Origin of the sequence: Reyranella sp. CPCC 100927, assembly GCF_007859315.1 — a bacterium.
Taxonomy (GTDB): domain Bacteria; phylum Pseudomonadota; class Alphaproteobacteria; order Reyranellales; family Reyranellaceae; genus Vineibacter.
Genome location: NZ_VOHA01000011.1, coordinates 51,913 through 69,076, shown reverse-complemented (window position 1 = coordinate 69,076; position 17,164 = coordinate 51,913). Strand labels below are relative to the sequence as shown.

The following is a 17,164-nucleotide window of genomic DNA, read 5'->3' as shown; positions in this document are numbered from 1 at the left end:
GTGCAGGGGCAGAGGCGATCGTGCTGTCAGGTGAACGTGCCGGCCGCGCCAACGCGATACTCCCTTGTTGTCAGGCACGATTTACAGTCACCTGTGGCGAGGCGTCAAACCCCCACGGCGGGATCGATCGATATACCCACACACCTCAGTTCGGTCTTTTCATCGACGTCGCTTCAAGTCGTTCGATGAAACGAGTCACCTCGTCCAGAATGGCAAGCAGTTCGCGTCGTATTTCGGCCCCGAGGATCGTGATGATGTTGCCGCGCTGGACTGCCGCGTCCAGCCGCTGACGCGCCTTGCTGCGTTTCTTCTCCAGGTCGTCCAGGTATGTATCGTCGATGTTCGAGAATTCGCCTCGCTCCCGGAACTCGCGGATTCTGAACTCGATGCGCGCATCCAGCTTGTTGAGGTCACCAAGGGTGTGGTCGTGTGTTCTGATCATGGTACTGATCCTCGATGTTCCCCGGGATCATGCTGGCTGTCCGATGCCGGAGCATTTCTCGGGATGCCATTGCAGAACGTGATGCTTGATTTGTGTCAATCGGGAGGCAAACCGTCTGCTGGATGCGCTAGTAGCCACTCGCGGAAAACACGATCAGGTGAGCGGTTCATGGCGATGACGGCGCGGTCACCTGAGACGCGCCAAAGGTATCGCCATCAGTTGCTTGTAAGGCCGGCAGCCCATATAGCAGGCGGCCCCTAGCCGGAAGCTCTTTCCATGAAACCTCGCTCGTTGTCCCTGGACCAGCGGATCCATCCGCAGGCGATCCTCGCGCTCGCCACTCTTTACGCGCTGGTCTCGCTGCTGGTGCAGATCGGGATCGGTCATTCGAAATGGCGAGTCGATTCTCCAACTGAAGTCTGTGTCAGTATTGTCGTGATGGGTGGCCTGGTGCTGACGGCAGTACAGCTCTACCGCCATTGGCCCGATTCAGCGCTGCGCACAGGATGGTTGTTCGCTGCGATTGGGATCGCCTTCATCACCGTCAGTGTGACGGCCGACTGGTTCGGCGGCTACGCGCTCACGCCGGTCGACCGGAACTGGGCCGAGATCCCGCCGTGGCTGATCGCGGGGTTCTGCTTTCATCAGTGCACGCAGCTGCGTGCCAGCCGCTCGCGCGTTCGCTTCTGGGGGCGGGTAGGCCTCGCCCTCATGCTGGTGTCCGTCGGGCTGAAGGTTGCGGAGAGTGTCATCCCGCTGTCGGACGATCTCCTCGATATCTGTCAGGATTACACGTCGTTGCTGGGCCTGCTGTGCATCCTGTCGGCGCTGCTCTTCAGCAGCCTGGCCGCGGATACGCCGGCAGCCGTCGTCCGGCGGCTCCTCGACGTGTCGGCGCCGGTCTTCAGGGCCGCGGGTGCCTTGCCGGCGCCGGCGCTGACGCCGGTGGCGATCGGCGCCGTGGCGCGCGCGCTGTTCTCCGATCTGCGCCTGTTTCGTGTGGCGCGCTATCCGACGCGCTTCGATATCCTGCATCGTCCCGTCCTGCGGCAGGTCGAGGCCGTGGGTATGGTGATCCTGTTCGGCAGTCGGATCGGGCCACGCGTGCGGCAAGCGGTGGGAACGCCGTTGATGCGCCAGTTCGCCGATCTGCTGCGCATGGGTGTTCTGCAGGGCATCGACGCCGTCAGTTACTATTTGTTCGAGCTCTATCGTCCCGACGGCCGCGCCCGCGCCGCGTACTATCTGACCCGGCGTGAGACCAAGAACGGCCTGTTCGCCGCATTGAACGCCTTGCAGCCGCGCGATGACACCATCGCGCACGACCTCACCGACAAGGCGGCTTTCGGTGCTGCCTGTGCCGCCGCCGGTATTGCGACGCCGCCGATTCTGCTGACGGCGATCGATGGCCAGGTATCGTGGCGCGATGACATCACCGCCTTCGATCGCGACCTGTTCGCCAAGTTGATGCGGGGGCGCGGCACGAAGAAGACCGGCCAGTTTCACCGTGTTGCGCCGTTCGACTATGTCGATCGGCAGGGACGGCTGCTCTCCTTGGATGAGATCGTCGACGACATGCGCCGGCAATCATTGACGATGGTGGGCACGAAGACGGTGCCCGTCATCCTCCAGCCACGCCTCTACAACCATCCTGACCTGGCCGACCTTGCCAAGGACTCGCTGATGGTCATCCGCGCCGTGACCTGCCTCGATCGCGACGGTGCGCCCGAGGTGACGCACGCGATGCTGCGCATCCTCGCCAAGATCGAGCCTGACTGGGATACGCGCCCCGACGCGGAATACGGTGCCGCCATCGATGTCGAGACCGGCGACCTGGGTTGGCTGACGGGTGATGATCCCGAAACCTGCCTTGCCTGGTACGACTCGCATCCCGTGACCGGCGCGCCGGTGCTGGGGCGGCGGATCGAACAATGGCCGGCGTTGCGCGAACTCGCGCTGCGCGCCCATCGCGTGTTTCGCCGCCGCATCGTCATCGGCTGGGACCTGGCGCTCACCACCGACGGTCCGATGGTGGTCGAAGGCAACAGCAACATGGATGTATCGTTCATCCAGCGCGCCTACCGCGAACCCATCGGTCGCAGCCGGCTGGGCGAGCTGCTGGGTTACCACCTGTCCAGGCTGTAGAGCCCGCGCCGCGCTGACGTCGTACGGTTCAGCCGTGTCGTCCGGACACGAGAAGCGCGACCACCGCCACGACGGCGGCGGCCACGATGAACACCACGCCGCGGATGAGGGTGTCGGCCGTGGAGGCGAGCACCCAGGTGCCGGCGACTTTCCCGAACGTCCAGCGTGATCCCTCTGCCTTCAGTGGAACGCCACATCCGACGCAGACGATTGCCTTGTCGGAGATCTGGCGTGCACATTCGGGGCAGGAAATCAGGGCCATTGTCGAGCTCCACGCTGGTTGTCGTCTTTCCCGGCTAGTGGAGCTTTGTGGTCAAAGCAATGACAGCGTGCCGCGATGCGAGATTGCGCGGCCCAACGCGGCGGCATCCGACATGACCGATCGGCCGCCGGCCAACCGTCCGCCGCAGTTTCGACGCGAATTTCCCTGATGATGTGGCGCTGTCGTCCCTGCGAGGAATGAATGCCGAAAGCGCCGCGAACGGGTGTCGGGATGACCGATAGGATCGACCATCACCGACGGCGGCTTCTGCTCGCCCTGGCGGCAGTACCCGCACTGGCACTTCCCGGTATGGGGCGAACGGGCGCGGCATTGGCCGCGCCGCCGGTCGCAGCGGATGGTGCGGCCCTCCGTACGGTGCTTCAGATCGGCCACAACGATCGTGACCAGGTGCCCGGGCCGATCCGCGCCATACGCATATCGCCCGACAATCGGCTGGTGGCGACCGGCAGCAGCGATGAGCATGTGGTGAAGCTGTGGGACGCCGAAACAGGCAGACTCCTGCGCACGATGCGCGGTCATGACACTGCGATCCTGTCGGTCGCATTTTCCGGCGATTCACGGCACCTGGTGTCGGGCGATCGCGGCAAGACGATGGTGCTGTGGGATGTCGAGAGCGGCGCCGCGATGCGTCGCTTCGCGACCGCGGAGCAGGACATCGTGTCGATTGCGGTGACGCCGGACGGTCGTCATGTCCTGGCCGGGAGCAAGGCGCAGATCGGACACAGCGTGGCCGTGGAGCTGTTCGACACGACCAGCGCCACGCTGGTGCGGCGCCTGGAGGGGCATGATGGCGCCACCTTGGCGGTCGCCGTTTCCCCCGACGGCAAGATCGCGGCGTCGGCCGGCGAGAGGATGCTGACACTGTGGGATCTGGCGAGCGGCAAGGTGCTGCGCGACCTGCCAGCCTACGCCGCCGAGGGCGTCAGCGCCGTATTCTCGGACATCGTCTTTTCGCCGGATGGCCAAAGCCTGTTCACGTCGCGGACGATGACGCTGTGGGACGTCGCCAGCGGTGATATCAGGCGCCGCTTCAGTACCCCCGCCGATCGTGCCGGCACGGCGGCTTTCTCGTCCGACGGGCAGTATTTGCTCACCGCCGACGAGTACTCGAAGCTGGTGCTGCAGATGTGGGATGTCGCCACGGGCGAACGGATCCGTCGGTTCGCCCAGTTCAATCCAGGGGCCTACCGCGAGAACTGGGATGCCGAAGCCGTGGCCTTCCTGCCGAACCGGCGGGGCGTACTCGCCGTCGGTCGGTTCGGGTCTTTCACGCAATGGCACCGGGATACCGGCGTGGTCGTGGACAGTGTCACGCCGCCACGGGGTGGCGACGTGCGGTCCATTGCCGTTACGCCGGACGGTGGTGCTCTGGTCTCGGCCCAGCCGCATGGCGCGCTGGTGTGGGACCTGACCAGCGGTACGATCCGTCGGCGCCTGGGGGACGACTCCAGCCATGACGTCAACGCGACGGCGATTTTCCCCGATGGCAGGTTGGTCTTGACGGGTGAGGGTGCACCGCCCCGCGACTACAGGGCACCGGGCGGTGCCGATGTCTTGATCCTGCGCGAGATCGACACCGGCCGGACGGTACGCAGCTTCAAAGGCCACCGGGGGCCGGTCATATCCGTCGCCGTCTCGGCCGACGGCCGGCGCATCGTATCGGGCAGCGAGGACAGGACCATGAAGCTGTGGGACGCAACGTCGGGCGCCCTGCTGCGCAGCTTCGATGATCATACCAACGCGGTCTATGCCGTCGTGACCTCCGGCGACGGACAGCGGCTTGTATCGGCCGGTGACAAGGCGACCGTCGTGATATGGGATGCCGCGTCAGGCAAGACCGTTCGTACCATCGCGGCGGATGAACTCGGCGTCAGTACGCTCGCGCTCTCGAGCGACGGCAAGGGGCTGCTCACCGGCGGCTGGTCCAAGACCGCCATTCTGTGGGACGCCGTGTCGGGCACGAAACGTCACACCCTGACAGGGCATGCCGCCATCGTCATCGCCGTCGCTTTCTCCGCCGATGGTCGCGTGGCGGCGACAGGCGACAACGGCGGCTCGGTATATCTCTGGGATACGACAACGGGTCTGCGGTTGCTGGCACTCGACGGGCACGAGGATGGCGTGACATCGATTACGTTCCTGCCGAACGGACGGTTCCTGGCAACCGGAGGCCGCGACAAGACGGTGCGGCTGTGGAACATCCAGAGCGGCCAGCTGGCGGCAACCTTGTTCGGCGACGAATACGACTCCATCGCGCTGGCGCCTGACGGTCGCTTTGTCGCCCATGGTGATCCGCGGCGCATCGTTGCCCTGGTCCGCGGCACGGCGGTTCAGCCGATCGACGACGTCCTCCAGCGCAATCGCCGCCAAAGCCTCGCGGAACTGCTCACGCCCGCCTAGATAAGTGCGCGCAGCGCGCTACTATGCCGGCGTTGCAAGCCGCAGGGAGCGGCCTGCCGCCATGCGATACGATCGCAGCGAGACGCCTCGTCGGGCGGCGCATGGCGCCTTAGCATGGTGTGTTCGCGCGGCGCCGCAAAGGAGAGACGGGTGGCGGATAGCTACGACTACATCGTTGTCGGTGCCGGCTCGGCGGGCTGCGCCGTGGCGGCTCGGCTGAGCGCGGACACGCGGCACAAGGTGCTTCTGCTCGAAGCCGGGCCGGCCGACAACCATATGTGGATCCACATCCCGATCGGCTACGCCCGCACCTTTCTCGACGAGAAGGTGAACTGGAAGTACGAGACCGAGCCCGAACCGCACCTCGGCGATCGCAAGATCTACTGGCCGCGCGGCAAGACGCTGGGCGGTTCCAGTTCGATCAACGGCCTGATCTACATTCGCGGCATCCCGTCGGACTTCAACTACTGGCGCCAGCTCGGCAATGCCGGCTGGGGCTTCGACGACGTGCTGCCATACTTCAAGAAGGCCGAGCGCAACGTGCGCGGCGGCGATGACCTCCATGGCGGCGAGGGCGGGTTGGGTGTCGACGACATGCGCTGGCGCAATGCGCTGTCGGACGCCTACCTCGAGGCTGCCGTCCAGGCCGGCTACCCGCGCAACGACGATTTCAACGGGCACAAGCAGGAGGGCGTTGGCTACTACCAGCTCACGACGCAGGGCGGCCGGCGGTGCTCCAGCGCCCGTGCCTACCTGCAGCCGGCGCGCGGGCGCGCCAACCTGCGCATCCTCACCGACGCACTGACCGAAAAGATAGAGATCGAGGATGGCCGCGCCACCGGCGTGCGCTACCGCGTGGGCGATCGCGTCGAGACGGCCAAGGCCGGGCGCGAGGTCATCCTGTGCGGCGGCGCCATCAACTCGCCGCAGCTGCTCATGCTTTCGGGCATAGGCCCGGCCGAGCATCTGGCCGAGACCGGCATCGCGGTGCGGCGTCACCTGCCGGGCGTGGGTGAGAACCTTCACGACCACTACCAGTGCCGCCAGCTCTATCGCTGCGCCAAGCCGGGCACGATGAACGAGGCGGCCGGCAGCCTGTTCGGCAAGATGAAGATGGGGCTGGACTATGCGTTCGGAAGGCGCGGCCTTTTGACCGTGGGTGCCGGGCTGGTCGGCGTGTTCCTGCGCACGCGGCCTGAGCTGGAGGACCCCGACATCCAGCTGCACTTCATCCCGTTCTCGACCGACAAGATGGGCACGAGCCTGCACGACTTCCCCGGCTTCACGGTAACGATGAACCAGTCGCGCCCGCAGAGCCGCGGCCGCCTGACCCTGCGCTCGGCCGATGCGCGCCAGTACCCCGCGATGGTGGCCAACTACCTGGCGGACGCGGCCGACCGCCGCGCCGCGATCGATGGCCTGAAGGCCGTGCGCCGCATCGCGCAGCAGCCGGCGCTGAAGGACTGGATCGCCGAGGAACTGCTGCCCGGCCCCAAGGTGCAGAGCGACGTTGAGTGGCTGGACTTTCTGCGTGGCAACGGCGGGTCGATCTATCATCCCGCCGGCACCTGCAAGATGGGTCCGGCCAACGACACGATGGCCGTGGTCGACGAGCGCCTGCGCGTGCGCGGCATCGATGGCCTGCGGGTGGCCGACGCCTCGGTGATGCCGCAGGTGGTGTCGGGCAACACCAACGCCGCCTGCATCATGATCGGCGAGAAATGCGCCGACATGGCCCGCGCCGACGCTGCGTAAATTTCCTCCCCACGAGAGTGGGGAGGTGCCCCGAAGGGGCGGAGGGGACCTAACGTGGTTTTGGTAGCAGAGACCACGTCGGCTCCCCATCCGGCCTTCGGCCACCTTCCCCGCAAGCGGGGAAGGGAAGACCCCAAACAATGGAGCAAACGATGGACTACGAGCAGATCAAGTACGACGCCAAGGACGGCATTCTCACCATCACGCTGAACCGGCCGGACAAGCTCAACGCTTTCACCGGGCGCATGCTGTCGGAGCTGCTCGATGCCCTCGACCGCGCCGATCGCGACGATGACGTGCGCGCCATCGTCTTCACCGGCGCCGGTCGCGGCTTCTGCGCCGGCGCCGATCTGTCGGGCGGTGCCAACACCTTCAACGCCGAGAACCGCGGCCCGGTCGATCCCGGGCTCGACGGCCACCGCGACGGCGGTGGCCTGCTGACCCTGCGGCTGTTCGACTGCCTGAAGCCGCTGATCGCCGCCTGCAACGGGCCGGCGGTCGGCGTGGGCATCACGATGCAGCTGGCCATGGACGTGCGCCTGGCGTCCGAGGAGGCGCGCTACGGCTTCGTCTTCACCCGCCGCGGCATCGTGATGGAGGCCTGCTCGAGCTGGTTCCTGCCGCGCCTGGTGGGACCGCAGCAGGCGCTCGAGTGGGTGATGACCGGCCGTGTCTTTGGTGCCGAGGAGGCGCTGCGTGGCCGCCTGGTGCGCTCGGTTCACAAGCCCGCCGAGCTGCTGCCCGAAGCCTACAAGCTCGCGCGCGAGATCGCCGACAACACCGCGCCGGTGTCGGTGGCGCTCAACAAGCAGATGATCTGGAAGATGCTGGGCGCCGATCACCCGATGGAGGCGCACAAGGTCGACTCCAAGGGCATCTATGCGCGTGGCAAGTCGGCCGACGTGCGCGAGGGCGTTGTCTCGTTTCTGGAGAAGCGCAAGGCCAACTACCCCGACAAGGTCAGCACGGACATGCCGAGCTACTTCCCGTGGTGGCAGGAGCGGGTGTTCAAGTAACCTGGGAGCGCGGGCGTCCCGCCCGCATCAGGCCAAAGGCCCGCTCCACCTGATATGAGCGGGCGGGAGGCCCGCGCTCCCGGGGCAGCCGTCCAAATCAAAACCGCGTTAGACTCCACGGTACCGGCTGCATGGCTGGTCGAATGGTCGCACGGCGCGGGCTTTCTTCGCATTGCAGCTTGGCGGCCTTATATTGCTGCACTGCAATGTCGTTGTTGCGTCATCGCTCGCCCTCGTCTCGGCGCGGCCCGCTGCCCTGCGCCGACGGGCGGGTGCGCCCACCGCGGAAGGCCTGAGCGGCATGCTGGGCATTGTCCGCGTCGCCCTGCGGCGGCCCTACACATTCGTCGTGATGGCGCTGCTGGTCATGATCGCGGGCCCGCTGGCGGCGCTGCGCATGCCGGTCGACATTTTTCCGGAGATCCGCATCCCGGTCATCGCGGTGGTGTGGGGCTACACCGGCCTGCCGCCGGATCAGATGGCCGGGCGCATCCTGGGGCCGTATCAGCGCTCCCTGACCACCACCGTCAATGACATCGAGCACATCGAGGGCAACTCGTACACCGGCATCGGTATCGTCAAGATCTTCTTCCAGCCCGGCGTCGATATCCGCACGGCCAATGCGCAGGTCACGGCGGTGTCGCAGACCGTGCTGCGCCAGATGCCGGCCGGCATCACGCCGCCGTTGATCCTCAACTACAACGCCTCGACCGTGCCGATCATCCAGCTGGCGCTGTCGGGTGCCGGCTTGTCGGAGCAGGCGCTGGCCGACCTGGCGTTGAACACGGTGCGCACGCCGCTGGTGACGGTGCCGGGCGCGGCGATTCCGTTTCCGTTCGGCGGCAAGACGCGGCAGATCCAGATCGATCTCGATCCGGCGGCGCTCGCCGCGCGCGGCCTGTCGGGCCAGGATGTCGCCAATGCGCTGGCGGCGCAGAACCTGCTGACGCCGGTCGGCACCCAGAAGATCGGCAGCCTCGAGTACACGATCCAGCTCAACACGGCACCGTCCGAGATCGCTGCGCTGGGCGATCTGCCGATCGGCACCGCCAACGGCACCGTGGTCTATATCCGCGACGTGGCGCAGGTGCGTGACGGCAACCCGCCGCAGACCAACATCGTGCACGTCGACGGCGGCCGCTCGGTGTTGATGCAGATCCTCAAGAACGGCGCGACCTCGACCTTGGCGATCATCGACGGCATCAAGCGCGAGGTGGCGGGTCTCAAACCGGTCCTGCCCGAGACGCTGAGCATCGTGCCGATCGGCGATCAGTCGCTGTTCGTCGAAGGGGCGATTTCCGGCGTGGCCTATGAGGGCGTGATCGCCGCCGCGCTCACCAGCCTGATGATCCTGCTGTTCCTGGGCAGCTGGCGCTCGACGGTCATCATCGCCATCTCGATTCCGCTTTCCGTCCTGGGTGCCATCGCCGGACTGGCGGCGCTGGGCGAGACGCTGAACATCATGACCCTGGGCGGCCTGGCGCTCGCTGTCGGCATCCTGGTCGACGACGCCACGGTCACCATCGAGAACATCAACTGGCACCTGGAGCAGGGCAAGGACGTCGAACCCGCCATTCTCGACGGCGCCCGGCAGATCGTGGTGCCGGCCTTCGTCTCGTTGCTCTGCATCTGCATTGTCTTCGTGCCCATGTTCTTCCTGCAGGGTGTGGCGCGCTTCCTGTTCGTGCCGATGGCCGAGGCCGTGATGCTGGCCATGGTGTGCTCGTTTATCCTGTCGCGCACCCTGGTGCCGACCATGGCGAAGTACCTGCTGCAGCGCCATGACGCGCACGATGCCGAGGCGCCGCGGCCGTCGTCGCGCAACCCGCTGGTGCGCTTCCAGCACGGCTTCGAGACACGCTTCGAGGCGTTGCGCGTGGGCTACCGCGGGCTGCTGTCGTCGGCGCTCGCCAGCCCGCGTCTGTTCATGACAGGCTTCATGGTCGTGGTGCTGGCCTCGTTCCTGCTGGTGCCGTTCCTGGGACGCAACTTCTTCCCGGCCGTGGACTCCGGCCAGATCCTGATGCATGTGCGCGCACCGATCGGCACGCGCGTCGAGGAAAGCGCCGTGCGCTTCGCCGCCATCCAGGCCGCGATCCGCCAGATCATCCCGCCGTCCGAACTGGCGACGATGGTCGACAACATCGGCATGCCGGTCAGCGGCATCAACATGACCTACAACAACACCGGCACCATCGGCTCGCAGGACGGCGATATCCAGATCCGCCTGCAGCCCGGCCACGCGCCGACCGCGTCCTACGTGAAGCGCCTGCGCGAGGAACTGCCGCGGCGCTTTCCCGATACCAGCTTCTCGTTCCTGCCCGCCGACATCGTGAGCCAGATCCTGAATTTCGGTGCGCCGGCGCCGATCGACCTGCAGCTGCGTGGCCCCAACCTGGCGGCCAACTTCGACTATGCCAACAAGCTCCTGGCGCAGATCCGGCGCGTGCCGGGCGTTGCCGATGCGCGCATCCAGCAGTCGCGCGGCAGTCCGGTATTCAACGTCGATGTCGATCGCACGCGGGCCCAGAATGTCGGCATGACCACGCGTGACGTGACCAACAGCATGGTCGTGTCGTTGGCCGGCAGCAGCCAGGTGGCGCCCACCTACTGGCTCAATCCCGACAACGGCGTGTCGTACCAGATCGTGATGCAGGCGCCGCAGTATCGCCTGGACTCGCTGGCGGCGTTGCGCAACCTGCCGGTGTCGGCCGCCGCCGGCGGCGGCAACGCGCAGGTCCTGGGCGGCATCGCCGACATCAGGCGCTCGACCGCCAATGCCGTGGTGTCGCACTACAACATCCAGCCCATGGTGCAGATCTACGCCACGACGCAGGGCCGCGATCTCGGCGCCGTCGCCGACGACATTCGCAGGATCATCGCTGATACGGCCAAGGACGCACCCAAGGGCACGGCCGTCGTGCTGCAAGGGCAGGTCCGCACGATGAACGATGCCTTCAGCGGCCTGCTGTTCGGCCTGCTGGGCGCGATCGTGCTGATCTACCTGCTGATCGTCGTGAACTTCCAGTCCTGGAGCGATCCGTTCGTGATCATCTCGGCGCTGCCGGCGGCGTTGGCCGGCATCGTCTGGATGCTGTTCGCGACGTACACCGAGCTGTCTGTGCCGGCGCTGACCGGCGCCATCATGTGCATGGGCGTGGCCACGGCCAACAGCGTGCTGGTGATCAGCTTCGCGCGCGAGCGCCTGGAAGCGGTGGGCGATGCCGCGACGGCGGCGCTGGAGGCCGGCTTCATCCGCTTCCGCCCGGTGTTGATGACGGCACTGGCGATGATCATCGGCATGGCCCCGATGGCCCTTGGCCTGGGCGAGGGCGGCGAGCAGAATGCCCCGCTGGGGCGGGCCGTGATCGGTGGCCTGGTGTTTGCAACAGTCGCTACGCTCGTTTTCGTACCCGTCGTCTTCAGTGTCGTGCATGGGCGCCGCCGCGGCGCGCCCGCCGGAGCCCCTCATGCCGCCTGATCCCCAGGACACCGCCGTACCCGTTCCGCGCCGGAAGAGGGTGATGGTCGGCGTGGCCGCGTTGCTGATCGCCGGCCTCGTGGTCGGCAACGGCATCGCGAGCCGCTTTGCCGATGACAGCCGGCTGCGCGAATGGACGGAGGCCCAGGCGGTACCCCCAGTCAGCGTCGTGCAGCCCGGCAAGCGGACCAACGCCGCCTTCCTGGACCTGCCCGGCCGCCTCGATGCCTATGCCCGCGCCGCACTCTATGCCCGTGTCGCCGGGTACCTGAAGACGTGGTCCGTCGATATCGGTGCGCCCATCAAGGCCGGGCAGGTGCTGGCCGAGATCGAGGCGCCGGACCTCGATCAGCAGTTGCTGCAGGCCCGGGCCAGCCTGGCCAGCGCCGAGGCCGCCGAGGCCCTGGCCGAGGTCACCGCCCGGCGCTGGCAGGCGCTGACCGGATCGAACGCCGTCTCCCAGCAGTCGATCGAGGAGAAGGTCGCCGACCATCGCGTCAAGCAGGCCCAGACCAGGGCGGCGCGCGCCAATGTCGATCGGCTGCAGACGATGGCCGGCTTCAAGCAGATCCTGGCGCCGTTCGATGGTGTCGTGACGGCACGCAACACCGATCTCGGCGCCTTGATTAATGCCGACAGCGGCAGCGGCATGCCGCTGTTCGTGGTCGCCGACGTGCGCAAGCTGCGCCTTTACGTCAACGTGCCGCAGAGCTTCGTGCCCGGCGTGAAGCCGGGAACCAAGGCGCGAATCACGGTGCCGGAATATCCCGCCCGCGTGTTCGCCGCGACGGTCGAGGCCTCGGCGCAGGCCGTCGATCCGGCGTCGGGCACGACGCGCATGCAGCTGGTGGTCGACAATGCCGCGGGCGAGTTGATGCCGGGTGCCTTCGCCAACGTGCGGCTCGATCTGCCGCAGCCGACGGACGTGCTCAGCGTGCCGGCCAGCGCCTTGATCTTCGGCCAGGACGGGCTGCGCGTCGCCACCGTCGATGCGCAGAACCGCGTCGTTCTCAAGACCGTCGTGGTGGCGCGCGATCTGGGCCGCGTGGTCGAGATGGCATCGGGCCTTGCCGCATCCGATCGCATCATCGAGACGCCGCCGGATGGCATCACGGACGGCACTGTCGTGCGCATCGTGGGCGACAGTCCGGCGCCCAAATCCGGGAACTGAAGCCCGAGCGACGGGTGCTCTCTTGCCGCACCGGTCCGCCGGGAGTGGACGCTGCCCGTGGCTTGCGGCAAGCTGCACGCAAGTGAACAAGCTCGTCCATACGAGAGGTTGGAGGAAACGATGCATGACACGCGCATGGGGCGCCGCCGCCTGTTGCTGACATCGGCCGCGGTCGGAACGCTGGGCGTGGCGTTGGGCCGCCCGGCCATCGCCAAGCCCGAGAAGGCCAAGGTCGTGCTCGCCGTCGGCGGCAAGTCTGGGCTGTATTACCTGTCGCTGACCATCGCCGAGCGTCTCAACTACTTCAAGGACGAGGGCCTGGATGTCGAGATCAACGACTTCCAGGGTGGCGCCAAGTCGCTGCAGGCATTGATGGGCGGCAGCGCCGATGTCGTGGCCGGCGCCTACGAACACACGATCCGTATGCAGCAGCGCGGCCAGCCCATCATCGGCTTCGCCCTGATCGGCCGCGGCATGCAGCTCAGCATCGCGCTGCTGAAAGACCGCGCCGCGAAGGTGAAGGGTCCCGCCGACATCAAGGGCATGAAGTTCGGCGTCAGCGCGCCCGGCTCGCAGACCCACATGCTGGTGAACTACTGGGCCGCCAAGGGTGGCCTGAAGCCGAGCGACATCGTGGCTATCGGCGTCGGTGCCGGTGCGTCGGTGATCGCAGCGGTCGAGAAGGGCGAGATCGACGGCATCTCGCAGACCGATCCGTCGATCACCATGCTGGACCAGAAGGGGCTGATCAAGGTCATGGTCGACACGCGCACCATGAAGGGCAATCAGGAGCTGTTCGGCGGCTCGATGCCGGCCGCCTGCCTCTACGCCCAGCCTGACCTGGTGAAGAAGACGCCCGGGACGACACAGGCGCTGGCCAACGCCATCGTGCGCGCCAACCAGTGGCTGCACAAGGCGACGCCGGAAGAGGTCGCCAAGACGGTGCCGGAGAACTATCTGCTGGGCGATCCCAAGCTCTACATGACGGCCTTCAGCAGCGTGCGCGAGACGATCTCTCCCGATGGCGTGATGCCCGATGATGGCCCGGCGAACTGCCTGAAGTTCCTGGCCGAGGGCGACAAGGATATCAAGCCGGACAAGGCGACGCTCGCATCGACCTGGACGAACGAGTTCGTCAAGCGCGCCGGCCAGAAGACCTGAGCCGGATGACGTCGACCGGTACGCCGGCGCTCGCCTTCAACGACGTCACCTGCCGCTTCGCCGGCCGCGACGGCGGTGATGCCTACACGGCGGTCGCCAACACGACCCTGGCGGTGCAGGCCGGCGAGTTCGTCTCCGTCGTCGGTCCGACCGGCTGCGGCAAGTCCACCCTGCTCAACGTGGCCGCCGGCCTGCTGGCACCGTCGTCGGGCACGGTGGATGTGTTCGGCGAGCGCCTGGTGGCCGAGCGCGGCGTCAACCGGCGCGCCGGCTACATGTTCCAGGCCGACGCGCTGATGCCCTGGCGGCGCGGCATCGATAATGTCGTGGCCGGCCTGGAGTTCCGCGGCGTGTCGCGCGCCGAGGCATTGCGCCAGGGCGAGGACTGGCTGCGCCGGGTCGGTCTGGCCGGGTTCGGCGATCGCTATCCGCACCAGATGTCGGGCGGCATGCGCAAGCGCTTGGCGCTGGCGCAGACCCTGATCCTCAGCCCCGACATCCTGCTGATGGACGAGCCGTTCTCGGCGCTCGACGTGCAGACGCGCCAGCTGATGGAGAACGAACTGCTGGCGCTGTGGGCCGAAAGCCGCAAATCGGTGCTGTTCATCACCCATGACCTGGAGGAGGCGATCGCGCTGTCGGATCGCGTGGTCGTGTTGTCGGCGGGACCGGCGACGCGACCCATCGGCGACTTCAAGGTCGACCTGCCGCGCCCGCGCGATGTCTCGGAGATCCGCATGACATCAGGCTTCAACGAACTGCACCGCGAGATCTGGAACACCATGAAGGAAGAGGTCCTGAAGGCCTATGCCCGGCAGAGAGCGGCCTAGCGTGTTGTTTCGGACCGCGCGCGTCCACGCGCGCACTCGCTCGCAGCGAAGCGAAGAGCGAAAGCCTGATGCGCGCGTGGACGCGCGCGGTCCGAAAACGGCACACCCATGAAGATCAGCCAACTCCAGCTGACGGTGCTGCGGCTGCTCGTGCTGGGCGTTGCCATCGGCATCTGGTGGGCGCTGACGGACCCGGCCTTCCTGCCGCCGATCTATTTCGACGACCCCGGGCGCGCCGCCTTCTTCTTCGGCAAGCCGTTCCGGGTGTTCGAGATCATCATCAACTGGTTCGTCTCCGGCGAGATCTTCTCGCATCTGGCCATCACCTTGCTGGAGACGGCGCTGGGGTTTGTCGTCGGCTCCGTCCTGGGGCTGGGCATCGGCCTGTGGCTGGCGTTGGCACCGACCGCGTCGGCGATCTTCGATCCCTACATCAAGGGCTTCAACTCGATGCCGCGCGTCGTGCTGGCGCCGATCTTCGCGGTCTGGTTCGGGCTCGGCATCTGGTCGAAGGTGGCGCTGGGCGTGACCCTGGTGTTCTTCGTGGTGTTCTTCAACGTCTACCAGGGCGTGCGCGAGGTCAGTCCCACCATCATCGCCAACGCCCGCATGCTGGGCGCCAACAAGCGCCATCTGCTGCGCCACATCTATCTGCCCAGCGCCATGAGCTGGGTCTTCGCCAGCCTGCACAACGCGGTCGGGCTCGCCTTCGTCGGCGCCGTGGTCGGCGAATATCTCGGCTCGGCGCGCGGCGTCGGCTACCTGATCCTGCAGGCCGAGGGCACGTTCGACATCAATACCGTGTTCGCCGGCATCCTGGTGCTGACCGCGTTCGCGCTGCTGCTCGACATGGCCGTCGGCGTGGTCGAAAAGCGCCTGCTGCTGTGGCAGCCCAAGACCAGCGAGACCGAGCCGACGTGAATTCCTGGGAGCGCGGACGTCTCGTCCGCATCTTTCTTGCGCCTCTGCGCGTAGCGCCGAGGGATGAGCGGGCGGGACGCCCGCGCTCCCAGGAAATCACCGTCCGGTGAAGCGGGCCTTGCGCTTCTCCAGGAAGTGCGCCACGCCCTCCTTGAAGTCGGCGGTGCTGAAGCTCTGTTCCATCTCGTGGTTGGCGATCACGGTGGCTTCCGACAGCGTCTGGAACTGCGCCTCCCAGATCTGGCGCTTCATGACCGCGACCGAGCGCGGCGAGACGTCCTCGACGATGGTCTTCAGGTAGGCGCGCGTCTGCGCCATCAGGTCCTGGTCGGGGAACAACCGTTGCACCAGGCCCAGCTGCAGGGCCTCCGGCGCGCGCACCTTGCGCGCCGAGTAGAGCAGGTCGGCGGCGTGCGGCAGGCCCACCAGCTTGGGCAGCAGCCAGGAGAGCCCGTGCTCGGCGATGAGGCCGCGCTGCGCGAAGGAGGTGGTGAACATCGCGCTCTCGCCGGCAAAGCGCATGTCGCAGTACAGCGCGATCACGAAGCCCAGCCCGGCGCAGGGGCCGTTGACCGCCGCCACGATCGGCTTGGGGATCGCCGGGAAATACGAATGGGTCATGCGGAAATCGGCGCGCGCATTCACCGATGCAGTCGGGTCGACCGCCGGCCGCGGCACGGCGCCGCTGACGGCAGCACCGGCGCCGCTGCTGGCGGCCGTCAGCACCTCCATATCGGCGCCGGCGCAGAAACCGCGGCCGGCGCCGGTCAGGATGATGGCGCGCACCGCCGCGTCGGCCGCCGCCCGCAGCATCGCGTCCTTGACCTCGCCCTGCATCTGCCGGGTCCAGGCGTTGAGCTTGTCGGGCCGGTTGAGGGTGACGGTGGCGATGCCGTCGGCGACGGCGTACTGCACGGTCTGTTCGGTCATGGTTCCTCTCGGCGCGTATGGGCGGCCTGCGTGATTAAACGTTGATTTATGGCGGCCGGCATTGTGATCTGCAAGGCGATGCCCGCAATGGCGCCCCCACTGTGGCGCATTGCCGGAACAGGGAGGCAACGATGGCCAAGCGTGAAGTCGAGACCCCGCAGGACATGGCGAAGCTGGTCGGCCAGGAGATCGGCGTCAGCGACTGGGTCGAGGTCACGCAGGAGCGCATCAACCTGTTTGCCGACGCCACCGGCGATCACCAGTGGATCCATGTCGATGTCGAGAAGGCGAAGAAGGAGATGCCCGACGGCAAGACCATCGCGCACGGCTTTCTCACCTTGTCGCTGATCCCGATGTTTGCGCACGACATCCTGAAGATCACGAAAGTGTCGCGCGGCATCAACTATGGCTGCAACAAGGTGCGCTTCACCAGCATGGTGCCGGTCGGCAGCCGGCTGCGCGCGCGCCAGAAGCTGCTGGCCGCCGATCCCATGCCGGGCAATGGCATGCGCATGACTTATGAATGGACGATCGAGCGTGACGGCGGCGACAAGCCGGCCTGCATCGCCGAAACCATGGGGATCGCCTACGCCTGATCCGGCGCGCGCCGGCAAGAAAAGACACAGGGT

General features: G+C 66.8%; 13 protein-coding genes. 10 read left to right on the top strand and 3 right to left on the bottom strand.

The annotated features are described in order from the left end of the window. Positions 1-145: 145 nt before the first annotated feature. Positions 146-442 carry a hypothetical protein gene (locus FQU96_RS25625; RefSeq protein ID WP_146544205.1) on the bottom strand — a complete coding sequence of 99 codons (297 nt, stop codon included), beginning with the start codon at positions 440-442 and terminating at the stop codon, positions 146-148. Between the two features lie 276 nt (positions 443-718). On the opposite strand from FQU96_RS25625, the gene FQU96_RS25620 reads away from it, so the two are divergent. Beyond that, entirely contained in the window at positions 719-2,587 is a 1,869-nt protein-coding gene (locus tag FQU96_RS25620; protein ID WP_146544204.1) for a sugar-transfer associated ATP-grasp domain-containing protein, read from the top strand. A gap of 28 nt (positions 2,588-2,615) precedes the next feature. Here the strand turns inward: FQU96_RS25620 and FQU96_RS25615 are convergent, their stop codons facing one another. Then, positions 2,616-2,849, bottom strand: coding sequence for a hypothetical protein (locus tag FQU96_RS25615; protein ID WP_146544203.1), 234 nt, complete (start codon positions 2,847-2,849; stop codon positions 2,616-2,618). A 231-nt stretch (positions 2,850-3,080) separates the two neighbouring features. On the opposite strand from FQU96_RS25615, the gene FQU96_RS25610 reads away from it, so the two are divergent. The 8 genes from FQU96_RS25610 to FQU96_RS25575 all read left to right on the top strand — a co-directional run bounded on the left by FQU96_RS25610 (position 3,081) and on the right by FQU96_RS25575 (position 15,605). Beyond that, positions 3,081-5,270 (top strand): WD40 repeat domain-containing protein, encoded by a 2,190-nt coding sequence (locus tag FQU96_RS25610; RefSeq protein ID WP_178130700.1) that lies wholly within the window; start codon positions 3,081-3,083, stop codon positions 5,268-5,270. 114 nt (positions 5,271-5,384) lie between these two features. After that, the gene (locus tag FQU96_RS25605; RefSeq protein ID WP_146544201.1) at positions 5,385-7,025 is read left to right on the top strand and encodes a GMC family oxidoreductase; all 1,641 of its coding nucleotides are present in this window, start codon (positions 5,385-5,387) and stop codon (positions 7,023-7,025) included. A 152-nt stretch (positions 7,026-7,177) separates the two neighbouring features. Then, positions 7,178-8,041, top strand: a complete 864-nt coding sequence (locus FQU96_RS25600; RefSeq protein ID WP_146544200.1) for a crotonase/enoyl-CoA hydratase family protein — start codon at positions 7,178-7,180, stop codon at positions 8,039-8,041. Between the two features lie 301 nt (positions 8,042-8,342). Further along, positions 8,343-11,522 carry an efflux RND transporter permease subunit gene (locus FQU96_RS25595; protein WP_146544199.1) on the top strand — a complete coding sequence of 1,060 codons (3,180 nt, stop codon included), beginning with the start codon at positions 8,343-8,345 and terminating at the stop codon, positions 11,520-11,522. Then, on the top strand, positions 11,512-12,693 hold the full coding sequence (locus FQU96_RS25590; RefSeq protein WP_146544198.1) for an efflux RND transporter periplasmic adaptor subunit: 1,182 nt from the start codon (positions 11,512-11,514) through the stop codon (positions 12,691-12,693). Before FQU96_RS25595 ends, FQU96_RS25590 begins: the two co-directional genes overlap by 11 nt. 120 nt (positions 12,694-12,813) lie before the next feature. Then, complete coding sequence (locus tag FQU96_RS25585; RefSeq protein WP_255468531.1) at positions 12,814-13,854, top strand: ABC transporter substrate-binding protein; 1,041 nt, start codon at positions 12,814-12,816, stop codon at positions 13,852-13,854. Positions 13,855-13,859: 5 nt separating this feature from the next. Beyond that, on the top strand, positions 13,860-14,684 hold the full coding sequence (locus FQU96_RS25580; protein WP_146544197.1) for an ABC transporter ATP-binding protein: 825 nt from the start codon (positions 13,860-13,862) through the stop codon (positions 14,682-14,684). A gap of 108 nt (positions 14,685-14,792) precedes the next feature. After that, entirely contained in the window at positions 14,793-15,605 is an 813-nt protein-coding gene (locus tag FQU96_RS25575; protein WP_146544196.1) for an ABC transporter permease, read from the top strand. A 96-nt stretch (positions 15,606-15,701) separates the two neighbouring features. On the opposite strand, the gene FQU96_RS25570 is transcribed toward FQU96_RS25575, so the two are convergent. Beyond that, positions 15,702-16,535 (bottom strand): enoyl-CoA hydratase, encoded by an 834-nt coding sequence (locus tag FQU96_RS25570; protein WP_146544195.1) that lies wholly within the window; start codon positions 16,533-16,535, stop codon positions 15,702-15,704. Positions 16,536-16,666: 131 nt separating this feature from the next. On the opposite strand from FQU96_RS25570, the gene FQU96_RS25565 reads away from it, so the two are divergent. Continuing rightward, the gene (locus tag FQU96_RS25565; RefSeq protein ID WP_146544194.1) at positions 16,667-17,131 is read left to right on the top strand and encodes a MaoC family dehydratase; all 465 of its coding nucleotides are present in this window, start codon (positions 16,667-16,669) and stop codon (positions 17,129-17,131) included. The last annotated feature ends 33 nt before the right edge of the window (positions 17,132-17,164 follow it).